This is a genomic window from Acidimicrobiales bacterium, from assembly GCA_035533595.1.
Taxonomy (GTDB): Bacteria; Actinomycetota; Acidimicrobiia; order Acidimicrobiales; family Bog-793; genus DATLTN01.
Map to the genome: position 1 here is coordinate 24,614 of DATLTN010000045.1, position 26,743 is coordinate 51,356.

Below are 26,743 nucleotides of genomic sequence, written 5' to 3' on the forward strand. Positions count from 1 at the left end.
GCTACGCCGCCGGGGCCGCTCCGGCCGCCTCGAGACGCACCTGCGCGCGGCGGAGGGCGACCTCGGGGGCGTCGGGGGCCATCAGCGCGAGCATCGTCGGCGAGAGCGCGGCGGCGCCCTCCTCACCCTCGACGGCCTCGTGGCCCTCGGCCGCCGGGGCACCGGAGGCGACCTCCTGCTCGGCGCGCTGCAGCGCGGCGCGCGCCCGCTCGACGTCGATCTCCTCGCCGAGCTCGGCGACGCCCGCGAGGATCGTCACCGCGTTGTCCGAGACGTAGACGAAGCCGCCGTGCACCGCGCAGCGGCGGGGCGTCGCCTCCTCTCCGGAGGACGAGAGCTCGTCGATCGTGCACAGCGAGATGTCGACGGCGCCAACGAAGTCCTCGTGGTGGGCGAGGAAGGCGATCTCGCCGACGTCGGTGCGCAGCGAGACCTCGTCGGCCTCGCCCGAGAAGAGCACCCGCTCGGGCGTGACCAGCTCGACGTGGAAGGGGGTGCCCATCTCAGCTGTCGGCGAGCTGCTTGGCCTTGGCGTGCACCTCGTCGACCCCCCCGACGTTCAGGAAGGCCTGCTCGGGGAGGTCGTCGAGGTCGCCGCCGACGAGCGCCTCGAAGCTGCGCACGGTCTCGTCGATCGGCACGTAGACCCCGGGCTGGCCGGTGAAGACCTCGGCGACGAAGAAGGGCTGGGAGAGGAAGCGCTGGATCTTGCGGGCGCGGGTGACCGTCAGCCGGTCCTCCTCGGAGAGCTCGTCGAGGCCGAGGATCGCGATGATGTCCTGCAGCTCACGGTTGCGCTGCAGGATCTCCTTCACCGCCGTCGCGCAGCGGTAGTGGGCGTCGCCGACCACCTCCGGGGCGAGGATGTTGCTCGTCGAGGAGAGCGGGTCGACGGCGGGGTAGATGCCGAGGGCCGCTATCTGCCGGGAGAGCTCGGTCGTCGCGTCGAGGTGGGTGAAGGTCGTGAACGGCGCCGGGTCGGTGTAGTCGTCGGCGGGGACGTAGACGGCCTGCAGCGAGGTGATCGAGCGCCCCTTGGTGGAGGTGATCCGCTCCTGCAGCTGGCCCATCTCGTCGGCGAGCGTCGGCTGGTAGCCGACGGCGGAGGGCATCCGCCCGAGGAGGGTGGAGACCTCCGAGCCCGCCTGCACGAAGCGGAAGATGTTGTCGACGAACAGCAGCACGTCCTGGTTCTTCACGTCGCGGAAGTACTCGGCCATGGTGAGCGCGGAGAGCGCGACGCGCAGGCGCACGCCCGGCGGCTCGTCCATCTGGCCGTAGACGAGGGCCGCCTTCTCGATGACCCCCGACTCCTGCATCTCGAGCCACAGGTCGGTGCCCTCACGGGTGCGCTCGCCGACGCCGGCGAAGACCGAGACGCCACCGTGCTGGGTGGCGACGCGGCGGATCATCTCCTGGATGAGCACCGTCTTTCCGACGCCGGCGCCGCCGAAGAGGCCGATCTTGCCGCCTCGGACGTAGGGCTCGAGGAGATCGATGACCTTGATCCCGGTCTCGAACATGTCGCGCGAGGACTCGAGCTCGTCGAACGGCGGCGGGTCGCGGTGGATCTCCCAGCGGTCGTCGATCTCGCCGATGTCGTCGGTGTCGAGCGGCTGGCCGATGACGTTGAAGACGTGGCCGAGCACGGCGTCGCCGACGGGGACGGTGATGCCGTGGCCGGGGTTGCGCACCACGGCGCCCCGCGTGAGGCCGTCGGTCGGCTTCAGACAGACGCAGCGCACGCGGCCCTCGCCGAGCTGCTGGGCGACCTCGGCGGTGATGAGGATCTTCTCACCGGCGAACTCGAGGTCGATCTCGAGGGCGGTGTTGATCGCGGGGAGCGCGTGGGGCGGGAACTCGACGTCGACGACGGGCCCGGAGATCACGACCACCCGGCCGTTCTCCCTCGTCTTCTCCCCCGCTTGCTGCTCAGTCGTCGTCATGCACTCTGCTCCTGTTGGTCGTTGCGTAGAAAGTCGTCGCGCTCGTCCGCGGCCTCGGAATTGGCGCGCAGCGCCTCGGCGCCGCTCACGATCTCGAGGATCTCGGTGGTGATCGCGTCCTGGCGGGCCCGGTTCATCGCCCGCCGGTAGGTGGTGATCAGCTCCTCGGCGTTGTCGGTCGCGGCAGCCATCGCCCGCTGGCGGGCGGTGTGCTCGGAGACCGAGGCCTCGAGCAGCGCCCGGTAGACGACGGCCTCGGCGTAGCGGGGGACGAGCAGCCGGAGCAGCTCCTCCGGCTCGGGCTCGAAGTCGAAGAAGCCGCCCGCGCCCTCGGCGCCGGCCGCGCCCTCGGCGCCGCCCGAACCCTCCTCGCGCTCCTCGTCCACCTCGGGGATCGGGAGCACCTGACGGGTCTCGACGACCTGCACGCCGGCGGAGCGGTAGCGGGTGGAGACGAGCTGCACGAGGTCGACCTCGCCGGCGAGGAAGGGGCCGGTGAGCTCGGCGGCGACCTGCCGGGCGTCCTCGAAGGTGGGGCGGTTCGTCATCTGCAGGAAGGGGCGGTCGACGCTGCGGCCGCGGAAGCGGAAGAAGCCGATCGCCTTGCGGCCGATCGTGACGAGCCGGTACTCGCGCCCCTCGGCCTCCCCGGCGACGATCAGCCGTTCGGTCTGGCGGAGCACCGAGGAGTTGTAGCCCCCGGCGAGGCCGCGGTCGGCGACGATCGCGAGGACGAGGACGGAGCGCGCCTCGGCGCCATCGCCGAGGAGGCGCGACGCGCCGCTCGCCTCGGCGGCGGTGGTCGCGAGGACGCGCTCGATGCCCTCCACGTAGGGGGCGGAGCCAGCGATGCGGGCGCGGGCGCGCGGGATCTGCGAGGCGGCGATGAGCTCCATCGCGCGGGTGATCTTCTTCGTCGCCTCGACGCTGCGGATCCTCCTGCGCAGCGCGCGTTCCTGGCCGCCCGCCATCCTCAGCCCGCCTTGGCGGCGGCGGAGTCTCCGCTCGAGAAGCCCGCCTTGGCCTCTTCGATCGCCTTGGTGAGCTCCTGCTCGTCGGGGAGCGTCTTCTGCTCCCGGATGTGGGTGAGGAGCTCGGCGTGCGCGCCGCGCAGATGGGCGCGCAGGGCCGCCTCGAAGGCGGGGATGTCCTCGACGGCGAGGTCGTCGATGAGGCCGCGCACGCCGGCGAAGATCACCGCGACCTGCTCCTCGACCGGCATCGGCTCGTTCAGCCCCTGCTTCAGCAGCGCCGTCAGGCGGTAGCCGCGGTCGAGCTGGGACTGCGAGGCGCGGTCGAGCTCGGAGCCGAAGGCGGCGAAGGCCTCGAGGTCGCGGAACTGCGCGAGGTCGATCTTCAGCGAGCCGACGACCGAGCGCATGGCACGGATCTGCGCGGCGCCGCCGACGCGCGAGACCGAGTTGCCGATGTTCATCGCCGGGCGGATGCCGGAGTTGAAGAGGTCGGTCTCCAAGAAGATCTGGCCGTCGGTGATCGAGATCACGTTCGTCGGGATGTAGGCGGAGATGTCACCGGCCTTGGTCTCGATGATCGGGAGGGCGGTGAGCGAGCCACCGCCGAGCTCGTCGGAGAGCTTCGCGGCGCGCTCGAGGAGGCGGGAGTGGAGGTAGAAGACGTCGCCCGGGTAGGCCTCGCGCCCCGGCGGGCGGCGCAGCAGCAGCGAGAGCTGGCGGTAGGCCTCGGCCTGCTTGGAGAGGTCGTCGTAGACGATCAGCGCGTGCTCGCCGTTCTCCATCCAGTGCTGGCCCATCGCGCAGCCGGCGTAGGGGGCGAGGTACTTGAAGGGCGCCGGCTCGGAGGCCGGTGCGGCGACGACGACGGTGTACTCGAGGGCGCCGTGGGACTCGAGGAGGGCGACGGTCTGCGCGATCGTGGAACCCTTCTGGCCGATGCCGACGTAGATGCACTTCACGCCGAGGCCCGCCTGGTTGAGGATCGCGTCGACGGCGATCGTCGTCTTGCCCGTCTTGCGGTCGCCGATGATGAGCTCCCGCTGGCCACGGCCGATCGGCGTGATCGCGTCGATGACCTTGATCCCGGTCTGCAGCGGCTCGGTCACGGGCTGGCGGTTGACGATCCCCGGCGCCTGGATCTCGAGGCGCCGCAGCGTCGCGCCCTCGATCGGCCCCTTGCCGTCGAGCGGCTCGCCGAGGGGGTTGACCACCCGCCCGAGGAGCGCGTCGCCGACCGGGACCGAGAGGATCTCGCCCGTCGCCCGCACCACCTGGCCCTCGTCGAGGCCCTCGGAGTCGCCGAGCACGACCGCGCCGATCGCCTCCTCCTCGAGGTTCAGCGCGAGGCCGATGACGCCGTTCTCGAAGGTGAGCATCTCGTTGACCGAGGCCTGCGGGAGGCCGGTCACGTAGGCGATGCCGTCACCGACGGAGGCGATCCGGCCGACCTGCTCGGTGGAGATCTCCGTGCGGAGCTCCCCGACGTGGCGGGCGAGTGCCGCCTGGATGTCGTCAGCGCTGATCGTCAGCTCTGCCATGAATTTGTGCCTTTCCCTAGGCCCACTGCGCGACGGCCTCGCGCAGTCGTTCCAACCGAAGCCGTACCGTCCCGTCGATGAGGAGGTCGCCGACCGAGACGAGGATCCCGCCGATCACGTCGGGGTCCTCGATCATCCGCACCTCGACGTCGCGGTGCACGAGCGTGGAGAGCACCCGCGCGAGCGAGCTCCGCTCCTCCTCGGAGAGGACCACCGCGGCGCGCACCTGCGCGACCCGCCGGCCGCGCTCCTCGGCGATGAGGTCCACCAGCCACTCGTAGGTCCCGACGAGGTTGCGCACCGGGCCGACGGCGATGACGAAGGAGACGATGCGCAGCGTGGCGGGGAGCACCTGGGAGGAGAGGAGGTCCGCGAGCAGCGCGACGCGCCCCGCCACCGCCGCGCTCGGCTCGGAGAGCTCGCGACGGAGCTCGGCGTTCGCCTCGACGATGCGGGCGAAGGAGAACAGCTGCTCCTCGACGGTGTCGACCTCGTCGAGGCTCCCCAGCTCCTCGAGCACCCGCTCGGTGTAGCCACGGATCCTCGAGCGGAGCGCGCTGCGCCCGTGGATCGGCTGCTCGGCGACGCCCTCGCGCGCCGCGTCGGCGGCGACCACGAGGTCGGCGACGGCGACCGCGAGCTCGCCCGCGCGGACGGCGCGCAGCGCGAAGTCGACGAGCGAGGCGCCGGCCTCGCTCGCGCGGCCGTGCAGCAGGTCGGCGGCGATCGCCCGTCGGGCGTTCTGCGCGACCGCTGCGTCGCTCAGCGCCCGACGGAGCGGCTCCGAGCTCGTGAGCGCAGCGGCGAAAGCCTCGACCTCCCCGGCGACGCGCTCCAGCTCCCCGCTGGCGCGGGCGCTCTCGAGCGTCGCGAGCGCGTAGCCGTGCAGCAGCTCGTGGGCCATCAGGCGGGCGCCCCCGCCTCGGTCGCGCTGATCGCCTCGGCGATCAACCGCCGCTGGTTGGCGTCGTCGAGCTCGGCGGTGACGACCCGCTCAGCAGCGTCGACGACGATGGAGCCGAGCTCGGCGATCACCTCGGCGCGCACGCGGCTGTGCGCCGCCTCGATCTCGGCGGTGGCGCGCCGCACCAGTCGCTCGCGCTCCTCCGCGGCGCGCGCCCGCCCCTCCTCGACGAGCGAGGCGGCGCTGTCGCGCGCCAGGCGGACGATCCCCTCCGCCTCGGCGCGGGCCGCCTCGAGCTCGGCGCGGCGCGCCGCGATCAGCGCCGCCGCCGCGGCGGCGGCCTCCTCGCGCTCGGCGAGCTGGCCGCGGATCTGCTCGCGCTTCGCGGACATCTGCGCGCCGAGGAAGGGGGCGACGTAGCGCTTGATGAACAGCGCCACGAAGATGAGCGCGACCCACTCGAGGAGGTAGGAGAGGCCGAAGTTCCCGGTGGCGGCGAACAACGGCACCTAGTTCCCCTCCGCCGCGGCGACGGCCAGCTGGATCAGGTCGCGGTGGCGGGCGGCGTCGATCGGCACGCCCGCGACGCGGCTCGCCGCCTCGCCGACCATCGTCTCGACGCGGCTGAGGACGTCGCTGCGCACCTGCTCGCGCTGGCGGTCGATCTCCGCGGCGGCACCGGCGATCAGCCGGTCGTGCTCCTGCTGGCCGTCGTCGCGCGCCGTCGCCCGCAGCTCCTCGGCGGCCCTGGTCGCCGCCTCGATCAGCCCGCGCGCCTCGGCGCGGGCCTCCTCGAGCACCGCGCGGCGCGCCTGTTCCAGCTCCGCCGCCTCGCTCTGCGCGCTGTCGCGGGCCTGCAGTCCGGAGCGGATCGTCTCCTCGCGCTCGGCGATGACCCGCTGCACGGGCTTCAGCACGAACGCGTTGACGATGCCGAGCACGACGAGGAACAGCACGACCTCGACGAGGATCGTGGCGTTCGGGAGGATGAAGTTGGGCGTCGACGAGGTGTCGGCGAGCATGGGCGGGATGGCTACTTCTTCGCCAGGACGAAGATGAACAGCGCCATGAAGACGAGGTTGATGAAGTACATCGCCTCACAGAGGCCGACGACGATGAACATGATCGTGAAGAGGCGGCTCTGCGCCTCCGGCTGGCGGGCGACGCCGGCGATCGTCTGGCTGCCGGCGAGGCCGTCGCCGATCGCGGCGCCGACGGCGCCACCGCCGAGCGCGAGACCGCCGCCGACCATGGCGCCGGCGAGCTCGATCCCCTGGGTCAAGGTGTTAGCTGGCATCGTTTCTCCTGTTTCGGTGGACGGTGTGCTGCGCTCAGTGCCCCGAGCCGGCGATCGCCGCCTCGAAGTACAAGATCGTGAGTAGGGCGAAGATGAAGGCCTGGACGGGGCCGACGAAGAGGCCGTCGAAGAGCTTCCAGACCACGTCGAGGATGGGGATCGGCGCGATCAGCTTCGTCGGGAGCAGGTCGGCGATGAGCACCAGCATCAGCCCACCCGAGAAGATGTTGCCGAAGAGCCGCAGCGCGAGCGTGATCGGCTTCACCAGCTCCTCGATCGCGTTGATCGGAAAGAGGACCTTGTAGGGCTTGAAGTAGTGCCCCAAGTAGCTGCGCAGCCCCTGGTGGCGGATCCAGGTGACGTGCACCGCGATGATCACGAAGAGCGCGATGCCGAGGGTGAAGTTCACGTCCCCCGACGGCGCCGGCAGGTACTGCGGGCTGTGGCCCGTCGGGATCAGCTCGAGCCAGTTGGCGATGAGGATGAAGACGAAGAGCGTGACGGCGAGCGGCACGATCGGGCGACCCTCGTCGCCCATCGTCGAGCCGATCTGGCGGCTGACGCCCGAGACGATCGTCTCGAAGGCGAGCTGCAGGCGCCCCGGGACGTCCGCGGTCACCCGCGCCCGCAGGTAGAGGCCGGCGGCGAGGACGATGACCCCGGCGATGATCGTCGCAAGGACGGTGTCGGCGTCGATCGTGAGGCCGGCGACCTTCCAGAAGATGTGGTCGCCGACGGGGATGTCGGTGGCGAGCAGCAGTGGGCTCATGCCGTCGGCACCGCCCCGTTCTCGCGGAGCAGCTCCCGGACGAGGTTGGCGATGAGCGCGAAGTAGAAGAGGGCCACCCCGGCGGCGGTGCCGATCCCGAGCGAGACCGAGGCGAGGGCGAGCCCGATGATGATCACCGTCGTGAGGCCGAGGCGGGTGAGCGTCCGCTGGGCGAGGATGCGCTTCGGCCGCTCGGCGCCGGAGGCGTTGACGCGGGCGACCGAGCGGGTGATCAGCCGGATGTTGAAGAGCCCGATGCCGAGGCCGAGGACGATCCCCGCCCCGACGAGCAGGTGCGAGAGGAGCGCGCTCACCCCGAGCGCGACCACGCCGATGCCGACGCCGGAGAAGACCGTGCGGCGGAGGATGCGCGCGATCTCCGGGAGAGAAAGCTGTTCGAACAGCGCGGTGAGTCGGTCCATGGTTCGTCTCGGGAGTACGGGCGCGCCGCATACCGGGGAGAAACTCTCCCGGGCCAGCGACGCTGCAGGCTCCAGCTAGAGATACCTCTTGATCTTCACGTACGCCCCCGCCACCGCGGCGACGATCCCGACCGAAAGCCCGGCGAAGACGACGGCTGCTCCGGCTCCGGTCGACGAGGCGATCCAGTAACCGCCACCGACTCCGGCGGCGATACAGGCGGCACCCACTCCACCGATGCTGGCGAGCTCGACCAGGGTCGGGCTCGACCGTTCCCTCCTAGGGCGACTTATCCTCGCACCTCCCCCTCGTTGGGGGCAACCCGGCCGGCCGGATCCGAGGTGGGAAGGGGCGCCTCCCCGGAGTGCCGCGGCCGTCGGAGGGCGAGGCGGGGGACGCGGCGGCGGACCCGGCGGCGGCGCGTCGGCGAGGCGAGGTCGGGCTCGCCGGCGACCGCGACCCCCGCGGCGCCGCTCACCGTCACCGAGATCGGCGGCCCGGAACGGCCGTGGCGGGGGCGCGTCGGCTCCACCTCGCCGGGCGGGGCGAGCGGCACCCCCTCGGCGGTGAGGACCGGGGCCTCGGTCGGCGTCCCGGCCGGATGGAAGAGCGTGTAGAGCCCGACGCCGAGCACGGCGAGGCCGACCGGGACGTAGGCGTTGGCGCGGTTGTCGAAGACCGGGATGAGGACGAAGGCCGAGAGGACCGCCGTCCAGGACCACAAGATGAGCACCGCGCGGCGCTGCCCGTGGCCGAGGCGCACCAGCCGGTGGTGGAGGTGGCCGAGGTCGCGCGCCGCGAAGCTCGAGCGCCGCGCCGTGCGTCGGACGATCGCGAACGCGGTATCGAGGATCGGCACCCCGAGGATGAAGAAGGGGAGGAAGAGCGGGGCGAAGCGGAAGAAGGTGAGCCCCGAGACGTGGATCGGCTGCGAGCTGCTCGACTCGGTCCGGCCGCCGATCACCATCGTCGCCGCCGCCATCAACAGCCCGAGGAACAGCGCCCCGCCGTCGCCCATGAACAGCCTCGCCGGGTGGAAGTTGTGGGGCAGGAAACCGATGCACACGCCACAGGCGATCAGCGCGACGAGCGGGCCGATCGAGTCCGGGGCGAGGTCGCCGAGGTGCTCGAGACGCAGCCCGTAGACGCAGAGCGAGCCGGAGGCGATCGCCACGATCCCCGCGGCGAGGCCGTCGAGGCCGTCGATGAGGTTCACCGCGTTGGCCATGCCGACCACCCACAGCGCCGTGATCAGCGGCAGCTCGGAGGGGGAGAGGTTGATGATCGGGGCGTAGAAGGGGATCTTGAAATAGAACATCGTCACCCCGAGCGAGACGAGGGCCATCGCCGCGAGCACCTGGCCGGCGACCTTGGCCGGGGCGGAGATGTCCCGCACGTCGTCGATCAGCCCGACGAGGTAGATGAGGATCGCGCCGATGATCACCCCGAGCGGCTCGAGGGAGGTCCGGAAGATGCCCCCGAAGGTGTGGACGCGCGAGGCGACGAACATCGAGATGAGGAAGGCGACGAGCATCGCCCCCCCGCCGGCGATCGGCGTCGGGAGCGCGTGCATCCGCCCCTCGCCCGGCTGGTCGACGGCGCCGATGCGGCGCGCCAGCGCACTGATCGGGAAGCACGCGAGGTAGCTCGAGAGCGCCGCCACCCCGAACAGGGCGAGGTAGGGGAGGTAGGGCTTCACCTCGGCGACCCCTCCCCCCGCCGTCGCCTCATGCCGGAGCGCTCAGCGCGCTGCGCCGACGAGCTGGTCCGCGTCCGGGTAGGGGTCGAAGTGGCCACAGAGCGAGCGGACCTCCTCGCGCACCGCGGCGAGATTCTCCTCCGATGCGTGGTCGCGCAGCACCCTCCCCATCAGGCGGGCGATCTCGCCCATCTGCGCCGCGCCCATGCCGGCGGTCGTCTCGGCGGCGGAGCCGAGGCGGAGGCCGCTCGTGATGAACGGGGAGCGGGGGTCGTCGGGGATCTGGTTGCGGTTGCAGGTGATGCCGGCGCGGTCGAGCGCCTCCTGCGCGGTCTTCCCGGTGAGCTCGGCGTCGAAGCTGCGCAGGTCGAGGATCACCTGGTGGTTGGCGGTGCCCCCCGAGACGAGGCGGAAGCCCTCCTCCGCGAGGCCCGCCGCGAGCGCGGCGGCGTTCTCCACCACGCGCTGCGCGTAGCTGCGGAAGTCCTCGGTCGCCGCCTCGCGGAAGGCGACCGCCTTGGCGGCGATCACGTGCTCGAGCGGCCCGCCCTGCAGACCGGGGAAGACTGCGCCGTCGATCGCGCGCGCGTGCTCCTCGTTGCAGAGGATGGCGCCGCCGCGCGGCCCGCGCAGCGTCTTGTGGGTCGTGAAAGTGACGACGTCCGCGACGCCGACGGGGCTCGGGTGCACGCCCCCGGCGATCAGCCCGGCGGGGTGGGCGGCGTCGAACATGAACAGCGCCCCGACCTCGTCGGCGATCTCGCGGAAAGGCTCCGGGTCGATGATCTGGGTGTAGGCGGTGGTGCCGGCGACGATGATGCGCGGGCGCTCGGCGAGGGCGAGGTCGCGCAGCCGGTCGAGGTCGATGCGCTCGCCGCCGCCTGCGTCGTCCGCCGGGGTCACCCCGTAGGAGACGAAGCGGTAGGTCTTGCCGGTGATCGAGACCGGCGAGCCGTGGGTGAGGTGGCCGCCCTGGTCGAGGCGCATCGCGAGGATCGTGTCGCCGGGCTCGGCGAGGGCGAGGTAGACGGCGAGGTTGGCGGGCGCGCCGGCGTGCGGCTGCACGTTGGCGTGCTCGGCGCCGAAGAGGTCCTTCGCCCGCTCGCGGGCGAGGTCCTCGACCTCGTCAGCGAAGACGTTGCCGCCGTAGTAGCGGCGCCCGGGGTAGCCCTCGGAGTACTTGTTCGTGAGCACCGACGCGGTCGCCGCGAGCACCGCCGGCGAGGTGAAGTTCTCCGACGCGATCAGCTGGATCGTCGTCCGCTGCCGGTCGAGCTCGTCACCGAGGATCCGTGCCACCTCCGGGTCTGCGGAGAGGTCGCCGCCACCGAATGGGCTCAAGGATGCTCCTCCAGGGTCAGCCCGCCGACGAGGCGCCTGACCGGCGCCAAATGCCGCCGAAACGCTTCGGGGCCGGGCACCGCGGATAATAGCCAACGCCCTCCCCAAGGACCGCCCGGGTAAGTCCCGACCGGATGGCGGCTCCTGCGATCTCGGTGCAGGGCCTCACCAAGCACGACGGCGACCTCGTCGCGGTGCAGGACGTCAGCTTCGAGGTGCCGCAGGGCCAGGTCTTCGCGCTCCTCGGGCCGAACGGCGCCGGCAAGACGACGACGGTCGAGATCCTCGAGGGCTTCCGCAAGGGCGACAACGGTGAGGTGCGCGTCCTCGGCTTCGACCCGAGCGCACGTCGCACGGCCCGCGACTTCCACCACCGCCTGGTCCTCGTGCAGCGGCGTGAGAACGGCCAGCTGAAGCGCCTCCGCCTCTCACCGCTGCCGGTGGCGGCCTTCCTCGGCGGCCTGATCCTCAACGTGCTCGTGATCTGTGCGGTGCAGATCGCCGCGCTGCTGGCGCTCGGGCACTTCGCCTACCACGACCAGCTCGCCACCAACTGGGCGGCGCTGCCCATCGCCATCGTCGTCGGCGTCGTCTGCTTCGTGTCGGTCGGGGTGGGGGTGAGCGCGCTCGTGCCGAACCAGGAGTCCGGCGCGCCGATCATCAACCTCGTCTTCTTCGTTCTCGTCGCGATCTCGGGCATCTGGTTCCCGATCGCCGGCACCTCGGGGCTCGCGAAGTTCGCCGCCTATCTGCCGATCCGCCACTTCGTGCTCGCCGTCTTCGCGGCCTTCGACCACAGCCCCGGCGCCTCACCGTGGGCCTGGCCGGACCTGCGGGTGCTCGTGATCTGGGCGGCGATCGGGATCCTGCTCGCCGTCCGACGCTTCAGCTTCGAGCCCCGTCGCCGCTGAGTGCCTCCGACAGCGCCCGCGCGCCGATCGGCCCCTCACGCAGCACCTCGGGCAGCGCGTCGAGCAGTGAGACGACCGTCGAGGGCTGGCCGTCGCGCACCCCGCCGTCGACCACCACGATCCCCGGGAAGGTGCGCCGCAGGACCCCGGCGTCGGTGATCGGGGGCTCGCCGTGCAGGTTGGCGCTCGTCACCGCGAGCGGCCCGAGTGAAGCGGCGAGGCGCCGCACGAGCGCGTCGTCGGGACAGCGCAGGCCGATCGAGGCTGGGTCACCACCGAGGGGGTAGTCCACCCCCGCGGCGCGTCGGGCGACGACGGTAAGCGGGCCCGGCCAGAAGGCCTCGGCGAGGCGCCCGAGGCCGCCGTCGGGGTCGGCGGCGAGCGCGAGGGCCTGGGAGGCGTCGGCGACGAGGACCGCGACCGCGACCGCTTCCGGGCGCCCCTTCAGCGCGAAGAGCTCCTCGAGCGCGTCGGGGAGCGCCGGCAGCACGGCAAGGCCGTAGACGGTGTCGGTCGGGAGGCCGACGGCGCCGCCCGAGCGCAAGGCGACGAGCGCCGCCTCCTCGTCCGAGCCGGGCGCGGCGGGCTCAGAAGCGCGCAACGAGGACCCGCTCCCTTCCGGCGAGGTCGCGCTCGACGCGCGCCGCGGTCGCCCCCGCGCCCTCGGCGAGCGCGAGGACGTCGGCGCCCTGCCCGTCACCGATCTCGCAGACCAGCGGGGCGCCCGCCACGAGACGGCACGCCGCGCCGGCGAGCACCGCCGCGACCCCCTCGAGGCCGCTCGCGCCGGCGACGAGGGCAACGCGGGGGTCGTGCTCGCGCACCACCGGCTCGAGGTCGGCCCACTCCTGCTCCGCGACGTAGGGGGGGTTGGAGACGATGAGGTCGAACGCCCCAGCACCGCCGATCCCCGCGTACCAGTCGGCGGCGACGAGCCGCACGCGCTCGGCGACGGCCGGCGCCATGCGGGCGCGGTTCTCCGCTGCGAGCGCGAGCGCCTCGGTCGAGGCGTCGGTGGCGATCACCCGCAGCGCGGCGCGCTCGGTGCCGAGGGCGAGCGCGATCGCACCGCTCCCGGTCCCGAGGTCGAGGGCGCGGCCGGCGCCGGCCGGGTTGGCGTCGAGCTCGGCGAGGGCGACCCCGACGACGGTCTCGGTCTCCGGCCGCACGACGAGGGCGCGGCGGTCCTGCAGGAGGTCGAGCGTCCGGAAGCCCCAGTGGCCGACGACGTGCTGCAGCGGGAGCCCGCTCCGGCGCGCCGCCGAGAGGCGACCGGCGCGCTGGACGAGGTTCGCGGGCGCCTCCTCGTCGAAGCGCGCGGCGAGGGTCGAGAGGCGCTGGCCGGAGGCTTCCTCGAGCACGACCACGGCCTCGTGGCGGGCGCCGAGCTCCTCCACGAGCTGCGCGAAGAGGGCCGCGAGCCTCAACGCTCGCCGTGCAGCTGCTCGGCGCGCTCGTTCGCGCCGAGCTCCTCGACGAGGTCGTCGAGGTCGCCCCCGAGCACCCGGTCGAGCGGGAAGCGCGCCTTTTGGAGGCGGTGGTCGGTGACGCGGTTGTCCTTGTAGTTGTAGGTGCGGATCTTCTCCGAGCGCCCGCCGGTGCCCACCTGCTCGCGGCGCGCCCGGCTGAGCTCGTCGGCCTGGCGGTCCTGTTCCATCTTCAACAGTCGCGCCCGCAGGACCGTCATCGCCTTGGCGCGGTTCTGGATCTGGCTCTTCTCGTCCTGCATCGCGACCACGACACCGGTCGGCAGGTGGGTGATGCGCACCGCGGAGTCGGTGGTGTTCACCGACTGGCCCCCCGGCCCCGTCGAGCGGTAGACGTCGATGCGCAGGTCGCTCGCGTCGATCTGTACCTCGACCTCGTCGGCCTCGGGGAGGACCGTGACCGCGGCCGAGGAGGTGTGCACCCGGCCCTGGGACTCGGTCACCGGCACGCGCTGCACGCGGTGCACCCCGCCCTCGAACTTGAGGCGCTGCCAGGCGTCCTTGCCCTGCACGACAAAGGTCGCCTCGTCGATCCCCCCGAGGTCCGAGAGCTGCAACGAGAGGGCCTCGGTGCGCCAGCCGCGGTGGTCGGCGTAGCGGAGGTACATGTCGTAGAGGTCCTTGCCGAAGAGGTTCGCCTCCTCGCCCCCCTCCGCGCCGCGGATCGAGATGATCACGTTGCGCCCGTCGTTGGGGTCGCGCGGCAACAGCAGCTCCCGCAGCTCCGCCTCGAGCAGCTCGACGCGCTGCTCGGCGCCGGCCAGCTCCTCGCGAGCGAGCTCGCGCTCGGGCGGCGGCGCCTCGTCGAGCATCTCGCGCGCCGCGCCGGCGTCGCCGATCGCGCCGCGCAGCAGCGTGAGGGCGCGCACGATGTCCTCGAGCTGCTTGTGCCGCTGGGAGGTCTCCCGGAAGGCGGTGCGGTCGCGCACGAGCTCGGGGTCCGAGAGCAGCACGAGCAGCCGCTCGTGCTCGGCCTCGAGGTCGGCCGCCTTCGTCAGCAGTTCCGCGCGGCCTTGTTCCTTCGGGTCCACGCAGGCCTCGTTCGGTTCAGGTCCCCCGACGCGCGCCCGGGGGAGGGGGAGTCAGCTCAGCGCTTGGAGGAGCGCTTGCCGTAGCGGCGCTCGAAGCGCTCGACACGGCCACCGGTGTCCACCAGCTTCTGCTTCCCCGTGTAGAAGGGGTGGCACTCGTTGCAGAGCTCCACGCGTAGTTCGCCCTTGGTCGAGCGCGTCGTGAAGGTGTTGCCGCACGAGCAGTGCACCGAGGCGATGACGTATTCGGGGTGGATGTCGGTCTTCATGGTGCCTTCCAGGATAGCGGCGCCGTGCCCGTGGGCGGGCGGGTGGTCAGGTGTTGGGGACGGGTGCCTTCGCGATCTCGGCGAGGAACTCGTCGTTGGAGCGGGTCTGGCGGAGCTTGTCGATGAGCAGTTCGAGGCCCGCCGCGACGTTCCCCTCGCTCGAGAGGGCGTTCAGCACCCGGCGGAGCTTCCAGACCTGCTGCAGCTGGCCACGGTCGAAGAGCAGCTCCTCGTGACGGGTCGAGCTCGCGTTCACGTCGATCGAGGGGTAGAGACGGCGCTCGGAGAGCTTGCGGTCGAGGCGCAGCTCCATGTTGCCGGTCCCCTTGAACTCCTCGAAGATCACCTCGTCCATCCGTGAGCCGGTCTCGACGAGGGCCGTCGCGAGGATCGTGAGCGAGCCGCCCTCCTCGACGTTGCGGGCCGCGCCGAAGAAGCGCTTCGGGGGGTAGAGGGCGCCGGAGTCGACACCACCGGACATGATCCGCCCCGTCGCGGGCTGCGCGAGGTTGTAGGCGCGCGCGAGCCGGGTGATGCCGTCGAGGACGATGACGACGTCCTTGCCCAGCTCGACGAGGCGCTTCGCCCGCTCGATCGTGAGCTCGGCGACGGCGGTGTGCTCGTCGGCCGGCCGGTCGAAGGTCGAGGCGATGACCTCACCCTTCACCGAGCGGCGCATGTCGGTGACCTCTTCGGGGCGCTCGTCGACGAGCAGCACGATGAGGTGCACCTCGGGGTCGTTGGCCTCGATCGAGTGCGCGATCTGCTTCAGGATCGTGGTCTTGCCGGCCTTCGGCGGCGAGACGATGAGGCCGCGCTGGCCCTTGCCGATCGGGGAGATGAGGTCGACGATGCGCGCCGTCACGTTCGTCGGGTCGGCGGCGAGCTCGAGGTGCAGCTGCTCGTCGGGGAAGAGCGGGGTGAGGTCCTCGAAGCGGGGGCGCAAACGCGCCTCCTCGGGGTTCATCCCGCCGACGGAGTCGATGCGCACGAGGGCCGGGTACTTCTCGCTCGCCCCGGCGGGGCGGCACGCCCCCTCGATCGCGTCGCCGCGGCGCAGCGCGAAGCGCCGGGCCTGGCTCACCGAGACATAGACGTCGCGTTGGCTGGCGAGGTAGCCGGAGGTGCGGAGGAAGCCGTAGCCCTCGTCGCGGAGGTCGAGGAGGCCCTTCACCGGGATCAGCTCGCCCGAGTAGGGCGCGTCCGCGGCCGCGGCACCCTCGCCGCCCACGCGCTCGCGGTCGCGCCCGCGGCGGCGACGCCCTCGGCGGTTGCCCACGTCGAGCTGCCCACCGCCCTGGCCACCCTGGTTGCTCTGGTTGCCGGGACCACCCTGGTTGCCCTGGTTGCCCTGACCCCCTTGGCCACCCTGGTTGCTCTGGTTGCCGGGACCACCCTGGTTCTGCTGGTTCTGCTGGTTGCGCTGGCCCTGGCCCTGGCCGTTCTGGTGCGACTGGCCCTGCCCGTTGCTCTTGGCGGGGCCTTCGGCGGAGAACTCGGCCGTGTCGCCGAGCGGCGCGGCACCGTTCTGCTCGGTCGTCACCTCTGGGGCGCCATCGGCGGGGGCCCCTTGGTCTGCCTCGGCAGCGGCGGGCGCCTCGGCGGCGTCGTCCTCTGCCGTCGGGGCGCGCTCCGCGGGGGCCTCCCCTGCGTCGGCGTCGGCGTCGGCCGCGGCCTCGGCGCGCGCCCGCGGCGGACGCCGCCTCGGGCCGCCGTTCGCCGGCGCGTCGGGGGCGGGGCTCGCGGCGCCGTCTGCCACGGCGGCCTCCGGGCCCACACCGGTCGCCTGCAGGATGAGGTCGATGATGTCGGCCTTCTTCAGACGGGCTGCGGGTTTGAGGGCCATCGCGGTGGCGATGGCGTGGAGCTCATCGCGCTCCTTGCGTTCAAGGATCGAGCGCTCAAGCTGCTCAGCGACCATTGGTCTTGCTCCTGGTTGTCACTTTGGGAAGTTGCGGGAAAAGGACTTGAGATCCAGCGCTCGGGCGTGGCGCCGAAGGCTCGGCGTGCGGCCCACCCGTCGGTCCCGGAGTGCAGGACCGACGAACCGTCCGGTCGCCGCCTGGCACCGATGTCACCATCGGCTGCGGCCCCGACCGAACACTGCGCGGAGGACTGCCGGAAGTGCGATCTCAAGAAGTACGGGATCCGACCGCCAGGGTCGACGGCGCCGATCGGCGCCGGTCCTGAGCGGAGGAAGTACAGCCAGTGTATCGCCGCCCCCGGGGGGCGACAACGCAATGGCCTCAACCCGCCCCGCCGAGGAGCGCGTCGAAACGCTCTCCGCCCGCTGCGACGATCCACTCCTCGTCCTCCGCGAGCACGAGCGCGTCGGCGGCGAGCGCCCGCGCCGCCCTGCGCAGCGCCTGCAGGTAGGCGGCGCGGTCGGGGTACCGCTCGCTCACCGCGGGGCGCGGGTCGCCGCTCTCGGCGCGCGCCGCGGCGTCGACCGGGAACGCGAGGCTCGTCCCGATGAGGTCAACCAGGCCACCGTCGGGGGCGGCGCGCGGATTGAAGGCGAGGTGGGTGTGCAGCGGCGCCGCGAGCTCGGGGAGGACGACGCCGGCGCGCTCGTTGCCGTCCCCGTCGACGGCGGCGACGAGGCCGACCACCCGGTCCTCGGCGGCGACGCTCCCGTCCCCCTCCTTCTCCTCGGCACCGGGGTGCGAGCGGCTCGTCACCGGGATCATCGACGGCGGCGGGAGGGCGAGCCCCGGCAGGCGGCCGAGGCGGGAGAGCACCTCCTCGCGCCGCCGCGCGCTCCCGTCGCCGACGCGCGGCACCCGGCTCCGCGGCGGCTCGACGCCCTCCCCGACCCAGCGGGCGAGCGCCACGAACAGCGCCCGCAGCGCCGGCATGGGGTCGAGCACGCTCGCCGGGTTGGTGGGGGCGACCGGCGCCCCGAGGGCCGGCAGGCCGACGACGTGCGAGCAGCCGGCGAGCAGATAGCAGCGCACCTCGGGGTCCTCGGGCAGGTCGGCGCTGCCGTCGACCTCGGTGTGGATCGCCGAGGCGTCGCGGCGCCAGTACTCAAAGGCGCTGTTCACGAACATCACCTTCGGCGAGCCGCCGAGGGCGCGCTGGCGGTCGAGGAGGCCGCCGTCGGGGTGCGCCGCCGCGTACGGGGGGTGCAGCCCGCTCCCCTCGGAGCGGTTCACCGAGACCTGCCCGTAGCGCTCGTTGAAGTCGCCGCGGCGCGCGCCGGCGATGTCGACGAACATCGCGTCGAAGACCCGGCGGCCGGGCTCGTCGAGGTTCAGCCCGTCGAAGAGGAACTGGCGGAGGTAGCGGCCGGACTGCGAGACGCCAAAGGCGAAGGTGTCCCCGACCGGCGCGGCTCCCCCGCCGAGGACGGCCGCGGCGTCCTCCCGCAGCGCCGAGACGAGGTCGCGCGCCACGCTGAGCCCGACCCCGTGCACCGGGGAGCGGAGGGGGTGGTAGGAGAGCTCGTAGACGTTCTCCGGAAGGAAGCCGCCGTCGAGGGCGAGGTCCTCGGCGCTCTCGGTGAGCGCACCGTCGAGGGCGCGGGCGAAGCGGAAGCGGTCGCGGGGGATCACCTCGAAGGCCCCTCCGGTGCGCGGCCGGACGAGGAGACGCGCGCCCGGGTCCGCGGGATCGGCGACGGGGTCGGGCGCGATCGCCGGCGAGAGGGCGCGCGAGTCGATGAGCGGCACGCTCGGGAGCACACGGTCCACTTCGATGCGCGTCTCGCGCAGCCCCGGCGGGCTCGCCCCCCCGACGCGGGCGAGCGGGGCGTCGAGGCGGAGGAGCCCGGGGAGGGGGCGCAGGTCGCTCTGCCAGCCGCACCACACCACCCGGTAGCCGAGACGGAGGAGGAGCCCGTCCCCGAGCGCGGGGGCCGTCGCCTCGGTGACAAGCGCCGGCGGGAGGAGCCCGGGCAGCGCCGCGCCGAGCGCGAGCGGAAGGACCTCGGCGCGGCCGCGGTTCGCGACGACGTAGAACAGCGGCGCGGCGGCCCCTCCGGGCGGCTCGGCGACGAGCAGGTCGGAGGAGAAACGGACGAGGCCGTCCTCCCCCGCCGCGAGTGGGAGGTCGGCGATGCGGGCGTTGGCCGGGGCCGCCGGGTCGAGGACGAAGTGCGCCCTGCCGCGCAGCAGCACGTAACCCTCGGGGGCCCCGGCGAGCGGCTCCCGCTCGGTGATCTCGACCCGCTCAAGGCCCATCGTCGACCCCTTTCCGCACCCTCACCGGCACCGCGAGGCGGCCGCCGTCACAGCTCGAGGGTGGCGGCGACTGCGTCGAAGGTCGCGTCGACGGTCTCGGGCACGCGCACCTGGCTGATCGCGAGGTCGGGGTCCTTCAGGCCGTGACCGGTGAGGATGCAGACGACCCGCGACCCTTCCGCCACCCCGAGCTTCAGCAGGCCCGCCACGGCGGCCGCGGAGGCCGCCTCGCAGAAGACGGACTCCTGCTCGGCGAGGAAGCGGTAGGCCGCGAGGATCTCCTCGTCGCTCACCGCGGAGATGCTCCCCCCGGACTCGCTCGCCGCCGCCGTCGCCCCGTACCAGGAGGCGGGGTTGCCGATGCGGATCGCCGTGGCGATCGTCTCGGGGTGCTCGACGGGGTGGCCGAGAACGATCGGCGCGGCGCCCGCCGCCTGGAAGCCGAGCATCCTCGGCAGCTTCGTCGCGCGCCCCGCGGCGCGGTACTCGAGGTAGCCCTTCCAGTAGGCGGTGATGTTGCCGGCGTTGCCGACGGGGATGCAGTGCACGTCCGGCGCGTCGCCGAGGACGTCCACGATCTCGAAGGCTCCCGTCTTCTGCCCTTCGATGCGGAAGGGGTTCACCGAGTTCACTAGCTCGATGGGGGTGCGCGAGGAGAGCTCGCGCACGATCTCGAGGGCGACGTCGAAGTTGCCCCGCACCTGCAGGACGCGCGCCCCGTGCACGAGCGCCTGGGCGAGCTTGCCGAGGGCGATGTGCCCCTCGGGGATGAGCACGAAGCACGCGAGGCCGGCGCGCGCTGCGTAGGCGGCGGCCGAGGCGGAGGTGTTGCCGGTGGAGGCGCAGACGACCGCCTTCGCGCCCTTCTCGGCAGCCTTGGACATCGCCACGGTCATCCCGCGATCCTTGAAGGAGCCGGTCGGGTTGGCCCCCTCGATCTTCAGGAAGACCTCTGCGCCGAGGCGCTCGGAGAGGCGCGGCGCGGGGAGGAGGGGGGTGTTCCCCTCGTAGAGGGTGATCACCGGTGTCGCGTCGCTCACGGGCAGCAGCTCCCGGTAGCGCTCGATGAGCCCGCGGTGCACCTGCGGCGCGCCCACCGGCACGGTGGCGGTCAATGCTCCGGGCCGATCACCCGCAGCAGGCCGCCGATGCGCTCGACGGCGTCGAGCTCTCGCAGCCCCGCGAGCGTCGCCTGGATGTCCGCCTCGCGCGCCAGGTGGGTGATGAAGACGAGCCGCGCCTCGGCGGCCAGGCCCACCTGCTCCATCGAGCGGATCGACACGCCGTGCTCGCCGAAGAGTGAGGCGACCGCGGAGAGCACGCCCGGGCGGTCGGCGACGTCGATCGTCAGGTAGTACTGCGCGTGCAGCTCGTCGATCGGCCGGATCTCCACCTTCTGCACCGGCGGGCGCGGCGGGAGGGGTCCGAGGCGCGCGCTGCGCGCCGCGTCGAGGAGGTCGCCGAGCACGGCCGAGGCCGTCGGGCGCCCACCGGCCCCGCGGCCGTAGAACATCAGCTCGCCGGCGTGCTCGCCCTCGACGAAGACGGCGTTGAAGGCGCCCCGCACCCCGGCGAGGGGGTGCTCGAGGGGGACCATCGCGGGGTGCACCCTGACGCCGATCGTCTTCTGCGCGGCACCGGCGGGGGTCGTGTCCTCGGCGACGGCGAGGAGCTTCACCGCGTAGCCGAGGCGGCTGGCGAAGTCGATGTCGGCGACGTCGATGGTCTCGATCCCCTCGCGGTAGACGTCGCCGGCGACGACCTCGGTGTTGAAGGCGATGCTCGCGAGGATCGCCGCCTTGGCCGAGGCGTCGAAGCCCTCGACGTCGGCCGAGGGGTCGCGCTCGGCGTAACCGAGGCGCTCTGCCTCGGCGAGCGCCTCGGCGTAGGAGATCCGCTCCTCGCTCATCCGGGAGAGGATGTAGTTCGTCGTGCCGTTGACGATGCCCATCACACGCTTGATCGGCTCACCGGCGAGCGAGACCCGCAGCGCCCGCAAGAGGGGGATCGCGCCACCGACCGCCGCCTCGCAGTAGAGCGCGCTGCCGCCCTCCTCCGCCGCCCGGTAGAGCTCCTCGCCGAAGTTCGCGAGCAGCTCCTTGTTCGCCGTGACGACCGGCTTGCCGGCGCGCAGCGCGTCCACGACCAGCCCGCGCGCCGGCTCGATGCCGCCGATCAGCTCGACGACGACGTCGATCTCGGGGTCGACGGCGAGCGCCGCCGCGTCGTGGGTGAGGCGGTCGGGAGCGAGCGCCGGCACCCGTGCGCGGGCGACGTTGCGCACCGCGATGCGGGTGATCTCGAGGTGCACGCCGGTGCGGGCGGCGATCGCCGCTCCGTCGTGGTCGACGACGTCGACGAGCGCGCCGCCGACGTTGCCGCAGCCGAGCAGCCCGACACGCACGACATCGGCGCTGGCCATCGGCACAAGGTATCGAATCAGGGCTCCAGACGGAGCAGGTCCTCGATCGACTCGCGCCGCACGACGGCGCGCACCTCGCCGTCGCGGGCGAAGAGCACGGGCGGGCGGGCGAGGCGGTTGTAGTTCGAGGCCATCGAAAAGCCGTAGGCACCGGTGACCGGCGTCACGAGGAGGTCCCCCACGGCGACGTCGCCCGGCAGGAACGCCTCGTGGACGAGGACGTCCCCGGACTCGCAGTGCTTGCCGACGATGCGCGCCGCGAGTGGCCGCTCGGCGTCGGGGCTGCGGGGGAGGAAGGCCTCGTAGCCGCTGCCGTAGAGCACCGGGCGGGGGTTGTCGCTCATCCCGCCGTCGACCGCGAGGTAGGTGCGGATCCCGGGGAGCTCCTTGATCGTCCCGACGCGGTAGCAGGTCAGCCCGGCGCTGGCGACGATCGCCCGGCCGGGCTCGGCGGAGAGGAGGACCGACGAGGGGATGCCCGCGCTCGCGCAGGCGCCGCGCACGACCTCGGCCCACTTGCTGATCGAGGGGGCGTGCTCGTCGTTCAGGTAGGCGACGCCGAGGCCGCCGCCGACCGAGAGCTCGGTGAGGCCGTTGTCGACGATGAAGGGCGCGAGCACCGCGACCTCGCGCTCGAAGGCGTCGAGGCGGAAGATCTGACTGCCGATGTGCGCGTGCGCGCCGTCGGCGACGATGCCCGGCACCTTGTGCAGCGCCCGCAACGCCTCGGCGGCCGCCCCGGAGGCGAGCGAGAAGCCGAACTTCGAGTCCTCCTGCCCGGTCATCACGAACTCGTGGGTGTGCGCCTCCACGCCGGGCGTGACCCGCAGCGAGACGCGCTGCGCGCCCTTGGCGGGCGCGAGGCGCTCGAGGCGGCGGATCTCCTCGAAGGAGTCGACGATGATGCGCCCGACCCCGGCGCCGAAGGCGGCGGCGAGCTCCTCGTCGGACTTGTTGTTGCCGTGCAGGACGAGGAGCGCCGGGTCGACCCCCGCGGCGAGCGCGACCGCGAGCTCGCCCCCGGTGGCGACGTCGAGGGTCATCCCCTCCTCGGCGGCGAGCGCCGCCATCGCCTTGCAGAGGAAGGCCTTGGTCGCGTAGGCGGCGCCGGGGCCGAAGGCGGCGACCGCCTCGCGGCAGCGGGCGCGCAGGTGCTGCTCGTCGTAGAGGAAGAAGGGGGTCCCGAACTCCTCGGCGACGGCCGAGAGCGCCACCCCCGCGACCGTAAGCTCACCGCCCTTTCCCACGGCCGCGCCGTCGGGGAGGAGGTGGCGGGCGATCGGCGCGGTCGCGGCCATCACATCTGCTCGGGCGCGGCGATGCCGAGCAGCTCGAGGCCCTGGGCGAGCACCCGGCGGGTGAGCTCGCAGAGGCCGAGGCGGCGGGCGACGGTCGCCTCCTCCCCGGCGCGCAGCACCGGGCAGTGCTCGTAGAAGGAGGTGAAGGTGCCGGCCAGCTCGTAGAGATAGGTGCAGAGGCGGTGCGGGCCGTACGCCGCGATCGCCGAGGCGACGGCGTCCCCGAAGGCCGAGAGACAGAGGACGAGGGCCCGCTCGGCGGCCTCCTGCGGGCGGCCGAAGGCGCGGGGCGGCGCACCTTCGGCGGCGGCGCGCCGGAAGATCGAGCAGATCCGTGCGTGCGCGTACTGCAGGTAGGGAGCGGTGTTGCCCTCGAAGGCGAGCATCCGGTCCCAGTCAAAGACGTAGTCCCGCGTCCGCTCGGTCGAGAGGTCCGCATACTTCACCGCGCCGATGCCGATCGCCTCGGCGACGGCGGAGGCGGCCGCCTCGTCGAGCGCGGGGTTCTTCTCGCGCACGACCGCAAGGGCGCGCTCGACCGCCTCGTCGAGGAGGTCGATGAGCTTGGTCGACTCACCGCTTCGGGTGCGGAACATCTTGCGGTCCTCGCCGAGCACCGAGCCGAAGGCGACGTGCACCGCGCGCCGCTCCTCGTCGAGCCACCCGGCCATGGCGGCGACGGCGAAGACCATCTCGAAGTGCTGGGACTGCGGGGCACCGACGACGTAGAGGATGAGGTCGGCACCGAGACGGTCGGTGCGGTCCCTGATGCAGGCGAGGTCGGTCGCCGCGTAGTTGTAGCCACCGTCGGACTTGCGGACGATGACCGGGAGCGCCTCCCCCTCGCGGTTGCTGAAGCCCGGCGGGAAGACGCAGAGCGCCCCTTCGCTCTCGACCAGCAGACCCTTGTCGGCGAGCGCCTCGACGACCCCGGGAAGGAGGTCGTTGTAGGCGCTCTCGCCGCGCACGTCGTCCGGGGTGAGCAGCACCCCGAGGCGCGAGAAGACCACGCTGAAGTAGCGGATGCTGTCCTCGACGAGGCGCGCCCAGAGGCGCATCGTCTCTGGGTCGCCGGACTGCAGCAGCACCACGCGGCGGCGCGAGCGCTCGGCGAACTCCGGATCGCCGTCGAAGGCCTTGCGCGCCTCTTGGTAGAAGGCGTTCAGGTCGCCGAGCGCGATCTCGCGCGCCGCCTCGGCCTCGCCGATGTCGAGCGAGTGCTCGATGAGCATCCCGAAGGGCGTGCCCCAGTCGCCGATGTGGTTCTCGCGGATCACGCGACTGCCGGAGTAGTCGAGCAGGCGCGCGAGGGCGTCACCGATGATCGCCGAGCGCAGGTGGCCGACGTGCATCTCCTTCGCGACGTTCGGCGCCCCGTAGTCGACGACGACGGTCCCGTCGGCGTCGCTTTGCCGCACGCCGAGATGCCCGTCGGCGGCGAGCGCCTCCAGGTGGCGGCCGAGGAAGGCCGCCGAGAAGGTGAGGTTGAGAAAGCCGGGGCCCGCGATCTCGATCTGCTCGCAGAGCCCGGCGAGGTCACTGCGCGCGACGATCTCCTCGGCGACCTCGCGTGGCGGGCGGCCGAGGCGCTTGGCGAGCCCGAGCACGCCGTTCACCTGGGCGTCCGCGTGCTCGGAGAGGCGCAGGATCGGGTCCGCGCCGGGCTCGAGGGCGTCGAAGGCGGGCTGCAGGCGTTGCGCCACGGTATCGAGGAGGCTCACCATCTCCTTATCGTCGCAGACGGGCGACCCGACGCCCTCCGGCTACCATGCCGCGGGGAAGAGTCGGCGGAGCGCCGCGGCCCTCCCCGCGGGCCCTCGTAGCTCAGGGGATAGAGCACCGGCCTCCGGAGCCGGGTGCGCAGGTTCGAATCCTGCCGGGGGCACCCTGTGATGTCGCGCGACATCGGAACCACCCCGGACCTTCAACTCGGTGGGTTCGGGGGTCGTGTCGGGGCATTCGGAGCTCGTCACCTCGGCCCCTCCCGTCGGGTCGACGGCGGCGCCCCAGGCGCCGGTGCGCGCTTGGGGCGGCGCAGGGGCATCGTGGAGCGATGAGGTGGTCGCTCGCGGTGGTGGTCGCCGAGTACCTGCCGCGCCCCGCCCAGCGCGTGCTCCGCGACGCCGGGTGCTCGTTCGTCGACCGCGCGGGCCACTGCTACCTGCACCCACTCGTCGGCCGCCCGGCTCCCCCGCCGCTCCCAGCCGACCTCGCCGGCGCGGCGGCGACCGCGGCCCTCTCCTCCCGGGTGGCCGCCGGCGACCCCGACTGGGCCGACTACCTCCTCGACCCCGCAGCCGGCCCGGGCGGCAGGCGCCTGCTGCGCCATCCGATCGAGCTCCTCGAATGGCTCGTGACGGTTGGCCGCGCGAAGGAGATGCACCCCGGCGCGAGCGCCTACCTCTACGCCTCGGACCCCGACGACATCCTCGCCACCCTGCCGCACCACTTGCTCCCGACGCCGAAGGACACGCCGTCGCGGCCCCTCGAGCGCCCCGGCGTCTCCCTCGTCGGCTGCGGCGTGCTCTGCTTTCCGAGCGAGGACCCCGGCGCGCGGCCCGACGCCGTGCTCGTCGGTGGGAGCCTCACCGCCGAGCTGTGAGCGCGCCGGAGCTCAGCTCTCCTCCTGCTCGGGGGCGGCGAGGCCCTTCAGGTGGTCCCGGCGGGCGATCGTGTGCACGTCGATCTGGGAGGCGCCCGCCATGCGCTGCACCTTGCGGACGATGGAGCCGCCGCCGAGGAGCTCCTGGAGACGGCTGCGCTGGCTGGAGCCGATCACGAGCTGGGTGATCTGGTGCTCGCGCGCGAAGCCGATCAGCGCCCGCGCCGGGTCGTTCCCGGAGATCTCGTGCCAGCGGGCACCGAGGTCCTCGGTGAGGGTGCGCAGCGCGGCGATCGCCGTCTCGTCCCGACGCGAGGCGTCACCGGTCGCAATGTGCACGACGTCGAGCTCGCTCTTCATGCGCGCCGCGATGCGCGCCGCCCGCCGCAGCAGGCCGTCGGTCCCCGGAGCGGCGGTGACCCCGACCATGATCCGCTCGGCCGTCTCCCAGAGCTGGTCCGCGTGGCGCTTGTGCAGGTGCTCGAGGAGCTCCTCCTCGGTCTCGTCGGCGAGGAAGCGCAGCGCGAGCTCGCGCAGTGCCACGAGGTTGTCGGTCTGGAAGAAGTGCGTGAGGGCCTGATGGACCTTCTGTGGAGGGTAGATGTTGCCGTGGATCATGCGCCGGCGGAGCTGCTCGGGAGAGGAGTCGACGAGCTCGATCTGGTCGGCGCGGCGCACGACCCAGTCGGGCACCCGTTCGCGCACCCGGGCCCCTGTCATCTGCTCGACCGCGTCGGCGATGCTCTCGAGGTGCTGGATGTTGACGGTGGAGATGACGTCGATCCCCGCGTCGAGGAGCTCGAGCACGTCCTGCCAGCGCCTGGGGTGATCGCCCGAGCCGGGCACGTTGGTGTGCGCGAGCTCATCGACGAGTGCGAGCTGCGGGTGGCGGGCGAGCACCGCGGCGAGGTCCATCTCCTCGAAGGTCCCGCCGCGGTACTCGACGGCGCGGCGCGCGACGACCTCGAGACCGGCGAGGCGCTCCTCGGTGTGCCGCCGCCCGTGGCACTCGACGTAGGCGACGACGACGTCGGCGCCGCGCTCGGCGCGGCGTCTGGCCTCGTCGAGCATCGCGTAGGTCTTGCCGACGCCGGCCGCCGCTCCGAGGTAGAGGCGGAAGTGGCCGGCCGACTCCACCTCCTCGGCGGTGAGGCCCTCCACCGACGGCAGCTCGCCCCCCTCCAACGACGACACCTCGTCCACCTCGGGCGCGACGAACTCGTCGACCGGCGCGGTGCCGGTTCGTCGCATCCCAGCCTCGCGCCCGGCGCGGGCCAGCTGTTCGAGGCTCCCGGTCAGCCGCCCGCTCACCACGGCTCCCCTGCTCCGTCGCCGTCGCCGCGACCCGGAGGAAGCTCACGGTCGACGCGGCCGGTGAGGCACAGCCCGGGCCCGTAGAGCGCGGAGCTGCCGCGCACCTCGGGGCAGAAGACGAGCGGGAACGCCCCCCTACAGCGCGCCGCCCGTTCGCCGCACGGGCCGTCGAGGTGCAGGCGGCGCGCCCCGGCGCCCGGCGAGCGGAGGCGGAAGTCGACGGTGTCGCTCGAGGCGGAGGGCGCGTCGCCGACGAGCTCGGCCGCCTGCAGCCCGAGCGGGTAGCCGAGGGGGTCGCGCCCGTCGAGCACGTCGAGGGTGAGCTCCGCGCCGCTCG

At 72.8% G+C, this 26,743-nt stretch carries 27 protein-coding genes and 1 tRNA gene; 3 read left to right on the plus strand and 25 right to left on the minus strand.

Annotated elements, in window-relative coordinates; translation table 11 throughout:
* Nucleotide 1: 1 nt before the first annotated feature.
* The 13 genes from atpC to glyA all read right to left on the minus strand — a co-directional run bounded on the left by atpC (nucleotide 2) and on the right by glyA (nucleotide 10,888).
* On the minus strand, nucleotides 2-502 hold the full coding sequence (gene atpC / locus VNF07_08525) for an ATP synthase F1 subunit epsilon (GenBank protein HVB06271.1): 501 nt from the start codon (nucleotides 500-502) through the stop codon (nucleotides 2-4).
* A gap of 1 nt (nucleotide 503) precedes the next feature.
* Nucleotides 504-1,946: a F0F1 ATP synthase subunit beta gene (atpD, locus tag VNF07_08530; protein HVB06272.1), complete on the minus strand. Its 1,443-nt coding sequence runs from the start codon at nucleotides 1,944-1,946 to the stop codon at nucleotides 504-506.
* Nucleotides 1,943-2,917, minus strand: a complete 975-nt coding sequence (gene atpG / locus VNF07_08535; protein ID HVB06273.1) for an ATP synthase F1 subunit gamma — start codon at nucleotides 2,915-2,917, stop codon at nucleotides 1,943-1,945. The genes atpD and atpG overlap by 4 nt, the downstream gene beginning before the upstream one ends.
* 2 nt (nucleotides 2,918-2,919) lie before the next feature.
* Complete coding sequence (atpA, locus tag VNF07_08540; protein HVB06274.1) at nucleotides 2,920-4,458, minus strand: F0F1 ATP synthase subunit alpha; 1,539 nt, start codon at nucleotides 4,456-4,458, stop codon at nucleotides 2,920-2,922.
* A gap of 16 nt (nucleotides 4,459-4,474) precedes the next feature.
* Nucleotides 4,475-5,362, minus strand: a complete 888-nt coding sequence (locus VNF07_08545; GenBank protein ID HVB06275.1) for a F0F1 ATP synthase subunit delta — start codon at nucleotides 5,360-5,362, stop codon at nucleotides 4,475-4,477.
* Complete coding sequence (gene atpF / locus VNF07_08550; protein HVB06276.1) at nucleotides 5,362-5,871, minus strand: F0F1 ATP synthase subunit B; 510 nt, start codon at nucleotides 5,869-5,871, stop codon at nucleotides 5,362-5,364. Before atpF (VNF07_08550) ends, VNF07_08545 begins: the two co-directional genes overlap by 1 nt.
* Nucleotides 5,872-6,384, minus strand: coding sequence for a F0F1 ATP synthase subunit B (gene atpF, locus VNF07_08555; protein HVB06277.1), 513 nt, complete (start codon nucleotides 6,382-6,384; stop codon nucleotides 5,872-5,874).
* Between the two features lie 11 nt (nucleotides 6,385-6,395).
* Complete coding sequence (atpE, locus tag VNF07_08560) at nucleotides 6,396-6,614, minus strand: ATP synthase F0 subunit C (GenBank protein HVB06278.1); 219 nt, start codon at nucleotides 6,612-6,614, stop codon at nucleotides 6,396-6,398.
* Nucleotides 6,615-6,693: 79 nt separating this feature from the next.
* Nucleotides 6,694-7,428 (minus strand): F0F1 ATP synthase subunit A, encoded by a 735-nt coding sequence (gene atpB / locus VNF07_08565; protein HVB06279.1) that lies wholly within the window; start codon nucleotides 7,426-7,428, stop codon nucleotides 6,694-6,696.
* A complete protein-coding gene (locus VNF07_08570; GenBank protein ID HVB06280.1) occupies nucleotides 7,425-7,850 on the minus strand; it encodes a hypothetical protein in 426 nt (141 codons plus the stop codon). Before VNF07_08570 ends, atpB begins: the two co-directional genes overlap by 4 nt.
* 75 nt (nucleotides 7,851-7,925) lie before the next feature.
* Entirely contained in the window at nucleotides 7,926-8,078 is a 153-nt protein-coding gene (locus tag VNF07_08575) for a hypothetical protein (protein ID HVB06281.1), read from the minus strand.
* 59 nt (nucleotides 8,079-8,137) lie between these two features.
* Entirely contained in the window at nucleotides 8,138-9,547 is a 1,410-nt protein-coding gene (locus VNF07_08580; GenBank protein ID HVB06282.1) for an MraY family glycosyltransferase, read from the minus strand.
* A 42-nt stretch (nucleotides 9,548-9,589) separates the two neighbouring features.
* A complete protein-coding gene (gene glyA, locus VNF07_08585; protein ID HVB06283.1) occupies nucleotides 9,590-10,888 on the minus strand; it encodes a serine hydroxymethyltransferase in 1,299 nt (432 codons plus the stop codon).
* 134 nt (nucleotides 10,889-11,022) lie between these two features.
* Between glyA and VNF07_08590 the strand changes: the two genes are divergently transcribed.
* Complete coding sequence (locus VNF07_08590; GenBank protein HVB06284.1) at nucleotides 11,023-11,799, plus strand: ABC transporter permease; 777 nt, start codon at nucleotides 11,023-11,025, stop codon at nucleotides 11,797-11,799.
* Here VNF07_08590 and VNF07_08595 read toward each other — a convergent pair.
* From VNF07_08595 to argS, 10 genes are all read right to left on the minus strand, one after another.
* Nucleotides 11,774-12,400, minus strand: coding sequence for an L-threonylcarbamoyladenylate synthase (locus tag VNF07_08595; protein HVB06285.1), 627 nt, complete (start codon nucleotides 12,398-12,400; stop codon nucleotides 11,774-11,776). The genes VNF07_08590 and VNF07_08595 overlap by 26 nt on opposite strands.
* Nucleotides 12,387-13,226, minus strand: coding sequence for a peptide chain release factor N(5)-glutamine methyltransferase (gene prmC / locus VNF07_08600; protein ID HVB06286.1), 840 nt, complete (start codon nucleotides 13,224-13,226; stop codon nucleotides 12,387-12,389). Before prmC ends, VNF07_08595 begins: the two co-directional genes overlap by 14 nt.
* Nucleotides 13,223-14,317 (minus strand): peptide chain release factor 1, encoded by a 1,095-nt coding sequence (prfA, locus tag VNF07_08605; protein HVB06287.1) that lies wholly within the window; start codon nucleotides 14,315-14,317, stop codon nucleotides 13,223-13,225. The genes prmC and prfA overlap by 4 nt, the downstream gene beginning before the upstream one ends.
* A 56-nt stretch (nucleotides 14,318-14,373) precedes the next feature.
* The gene (rpmE, locus tag VNF07_08610; protein ID HVB06288.1) at nucleotides 14,374-14,586 is read right to left on the minus strand and encodes a 50S ribosomal protein L31; all 213 of its coding nucleotides are present in this window, start codon (nucleotides 14,584-14,586) and stop codon (nucleotides 14,374-14,376) included.
* A 46-nt stretch (nucleotides 14,587-14,632) separates the two neighbouring features.
* The gene (gene rho / locus VNF07_08615) at nucleotides 14,633-16,507 is read right to left on the minus strand and encodes a transcription termination factor Rho (GenBank protein ID HVB06289.1); all 1,875 of its coding nucleotides are present in this window, start codon (nucleotides 16,505-16,507) and stop codon (nucleotides 14,633-14,635) included.
* 325 nt (nucleotides 16,508-16,832) lie between these two features.
* Entirely contained in the window at nucleotides 16,833-18,770 is a 1,938-nt protein-coding gene (locus VNF07_08620; GenBank protein HVB06290.1) for an alpha/beta hydrolase domain-containing protein, read from the minus strand.
* A 47-nt stretch (nucleotides 18,771-18,817) separates the two neighbouring features.
* Complete coding sequence (gene thrC, locus VNF07_08625; GenBank protein HVB06291.1) at nucleotides 18,818-19,885, minus strand: threonine synthase; 1,068 nt, start codon at nucleotides 19,883-19,885, stop codon at nucleotides 18,818-18,820.
* Entirely contained in the window at nucleotides 19,882-21,192 is a 1,311-nt protein-coding gene (locus tag VNF07_08630; protein ID HVB06292.1) for a homoserine dehydrogenase, read from the minus strand. Before VNF07_08630 ends, thrC begins: the two co-directional genes overlap by 4 nt.
* A 17-nt stretch (nucleotides 21,193-21,209) precedes the next feature.
* A complete protein-coding gene (gene lysA / locus VNF07_08635; GenBank protein ID HVB06293.1) occupies nucleotides 21,210-22,490 on the minus strand; it encodes a diaminopimelate decarboxylase in 1,281 nt (426 codons plus the stop codon).
* Nucleotides 22,490-24,214 carry an arginine--tRNA ligase gene (gene argS / locus VNF07_08640; GenBank protein HVB06294.1) on the minus strand — a complete coding sequence of 575 codons (1,725 nt, stop codon included), beginning with the start codon at nucleotides 24,212-24,214 and terminating at the stop codon, nucleotides 22,490-22,492. The genes lysA and argS overlap by 1 nt, the downstream gene beginning before the upstream one ends.
* Before the next feature lie 89 nt (nucleotides 24,215-24,303).
* Between argS and VNF07_08645 the strand changes: the two genes are divergently transcribed.
* Both VNF07_08645 and VNF07_08650 read left to right on the plus strand, forming a co-directional pair.
* Nucleotides 24,304-24,375 (plus strand) — tRNA-Arg (locus VNF07_08645).
* Nucleotides 24,376-24,543: 168 nt separating this feature from the next.
* Nucleotides 24,544-25,092, plus strand: a complete 549-nt coding sequence (locus VNF07_08650) for a hypothetical protein (GenBank protein ID HVB06295.1) — start codon at nucleotides 24,544-24,546, stop codon at nucleotides 25,090-25,092.
* A gap of 12 nt (nucleotides 25,093-25,104) precedes the next feature.
* Here the strand turns inward: VNF07_08650 and VNF07_08655 are convergent, their stop codons facing one another.
* Nucleotides 25,105-26,403 carry a universal stress protein gene (locus tag VNF07_08655; protein ID HVB06296.1) on the minus strand — a complete coding sequence of 433 codons (1,299 nt, stop codon included), beginning with the start codon at nucleotides 26,401-26,403 and terminating at the stop codon, nucleotides 25,105-25,107.
* Nucleotides 26,400-26,743 (minus strand): hypothetical protein (locus tag VNF07_08660; GenBank protein ID HVB06297.1); only part of this gene is annotated, 344 nt, incomplete at its 5' end. The genes VNF07_08655 and VNF07_08660, both read right to left, overlap by 4 nt.

Bases quoted from the DNA above. Each gene is read 5' to 3' on its own strand.
- atpC (HVB06271.1), bottom strand. From the start codon at position 502: ATGGGCACCCCCTTCCACGTCGAGCTGGTCACGCCCGAGCGGGTGCTC.
- atpD (HVB06272.1), bottom strand. From the start codon at position 1,946: ATGACGACGACTGAGCAGCAAGCGGGGGAGAAGACGAGGGAGAACGGC.
- atpG (HVB06273.1), bottom strand. From the start codon at position 2,917: ATGGCGGGCGGCCAGGAACGCGCGCTGCGCAGGAGGATCCGCAGCGTC.
- atpA (HVB06274.1), bottom strand. From the start codon at position 4,458: ATGGCAGAGCTGACGATCAGCGCTGACGACATCCAGGCGGCACTCGCC.
- VNF07_08545 (HVB06275.1), bottom strand. From the start codon at position 5,362: ATGGCCCACGAGCTGCTGCACGGCTACGCGCTCGCGACGCTCGAGAGC.
- atpF (HVB06277.1), bottom strand. From the start codon at position 6,384: ATGCTCGCCGACACCTCGTCGACGCCCAACTTCATCCTCCCGAACGCC.
- atpE (HVB06278.1), bottom strand. From the start codon at position 6,614: ATGGTCGGCGGCGGTCTCGCGCTCGGCGGTGGCGCCGTCGGCGCCGCG.
- atpB (HVB06279.1), bottom strand. From the start codon at position 7,428: ATGAGCCCACTGCTGCTCGCCACCGACATCCCCGTCGGCGACCACATC.
- VNF07_08570 (HVB06280.1), bottom strand. From the start codon at position 7,850: ATGGACCGACTCACCGCGCTGTTCGAACAGCTTTCTCTCCCGGAGATC.
- VNF07_08590 (HVB06284.1), top strand. From the start codon at position 11,023: ATGGCGGCTCCTGCGATCTCGGTGCAGGGCCTCACCAAGCACGACGGC.
- rpmE (HVB06288.1), bottom strand. From the start codon at position 14,586: ATGAAGACCGACATCCACCCCGAATACGTCATCGCCTCGGTGCACTGC.
- rho (HVB06289.1), bottom strand. From the start codon at position 16,507: ATGGTCGCTGAGCAGCTTGAGCGCTCGATCCTTGAACGCAAGGAGCGC.
- VNF07_08620 (HVB06290.1), bottom strand. From the start codon at position 18,770: ATGGGCCTTGAGCGGGTCGAGATCACCGAGCGGGAGCCGCTCGCCGGG.
- VNF07_08630 (HVB06292.1), bottom strand. From the start codon at position 21,192: ATGGCCAGCGCCGATGTCGTGCGTGTCGGGCTGCTCGGCTGCGGCAAC.
- lysA (HVB06293.1), bottom strand. From the start codon at position 22,490: ATGGCCGCGACCGCGCCGATCGCCCGCCACCTCCTCCCCGACGGCGCG.
- argS (HVB06294.1), bottom strand. From the start codon at position 24,214: ATGGTGAGCCTCCTCGATACCGTGGCGCAACGCCTGCAGCCCGCCTTC.
- VNF07_08650 (HVB06295.1), top strand. From the start codon at position 24,544: ATGAGGTGGTCGCTCGCGGTGGTGGTCGCCGAGTACCTGCCGCGCCCC.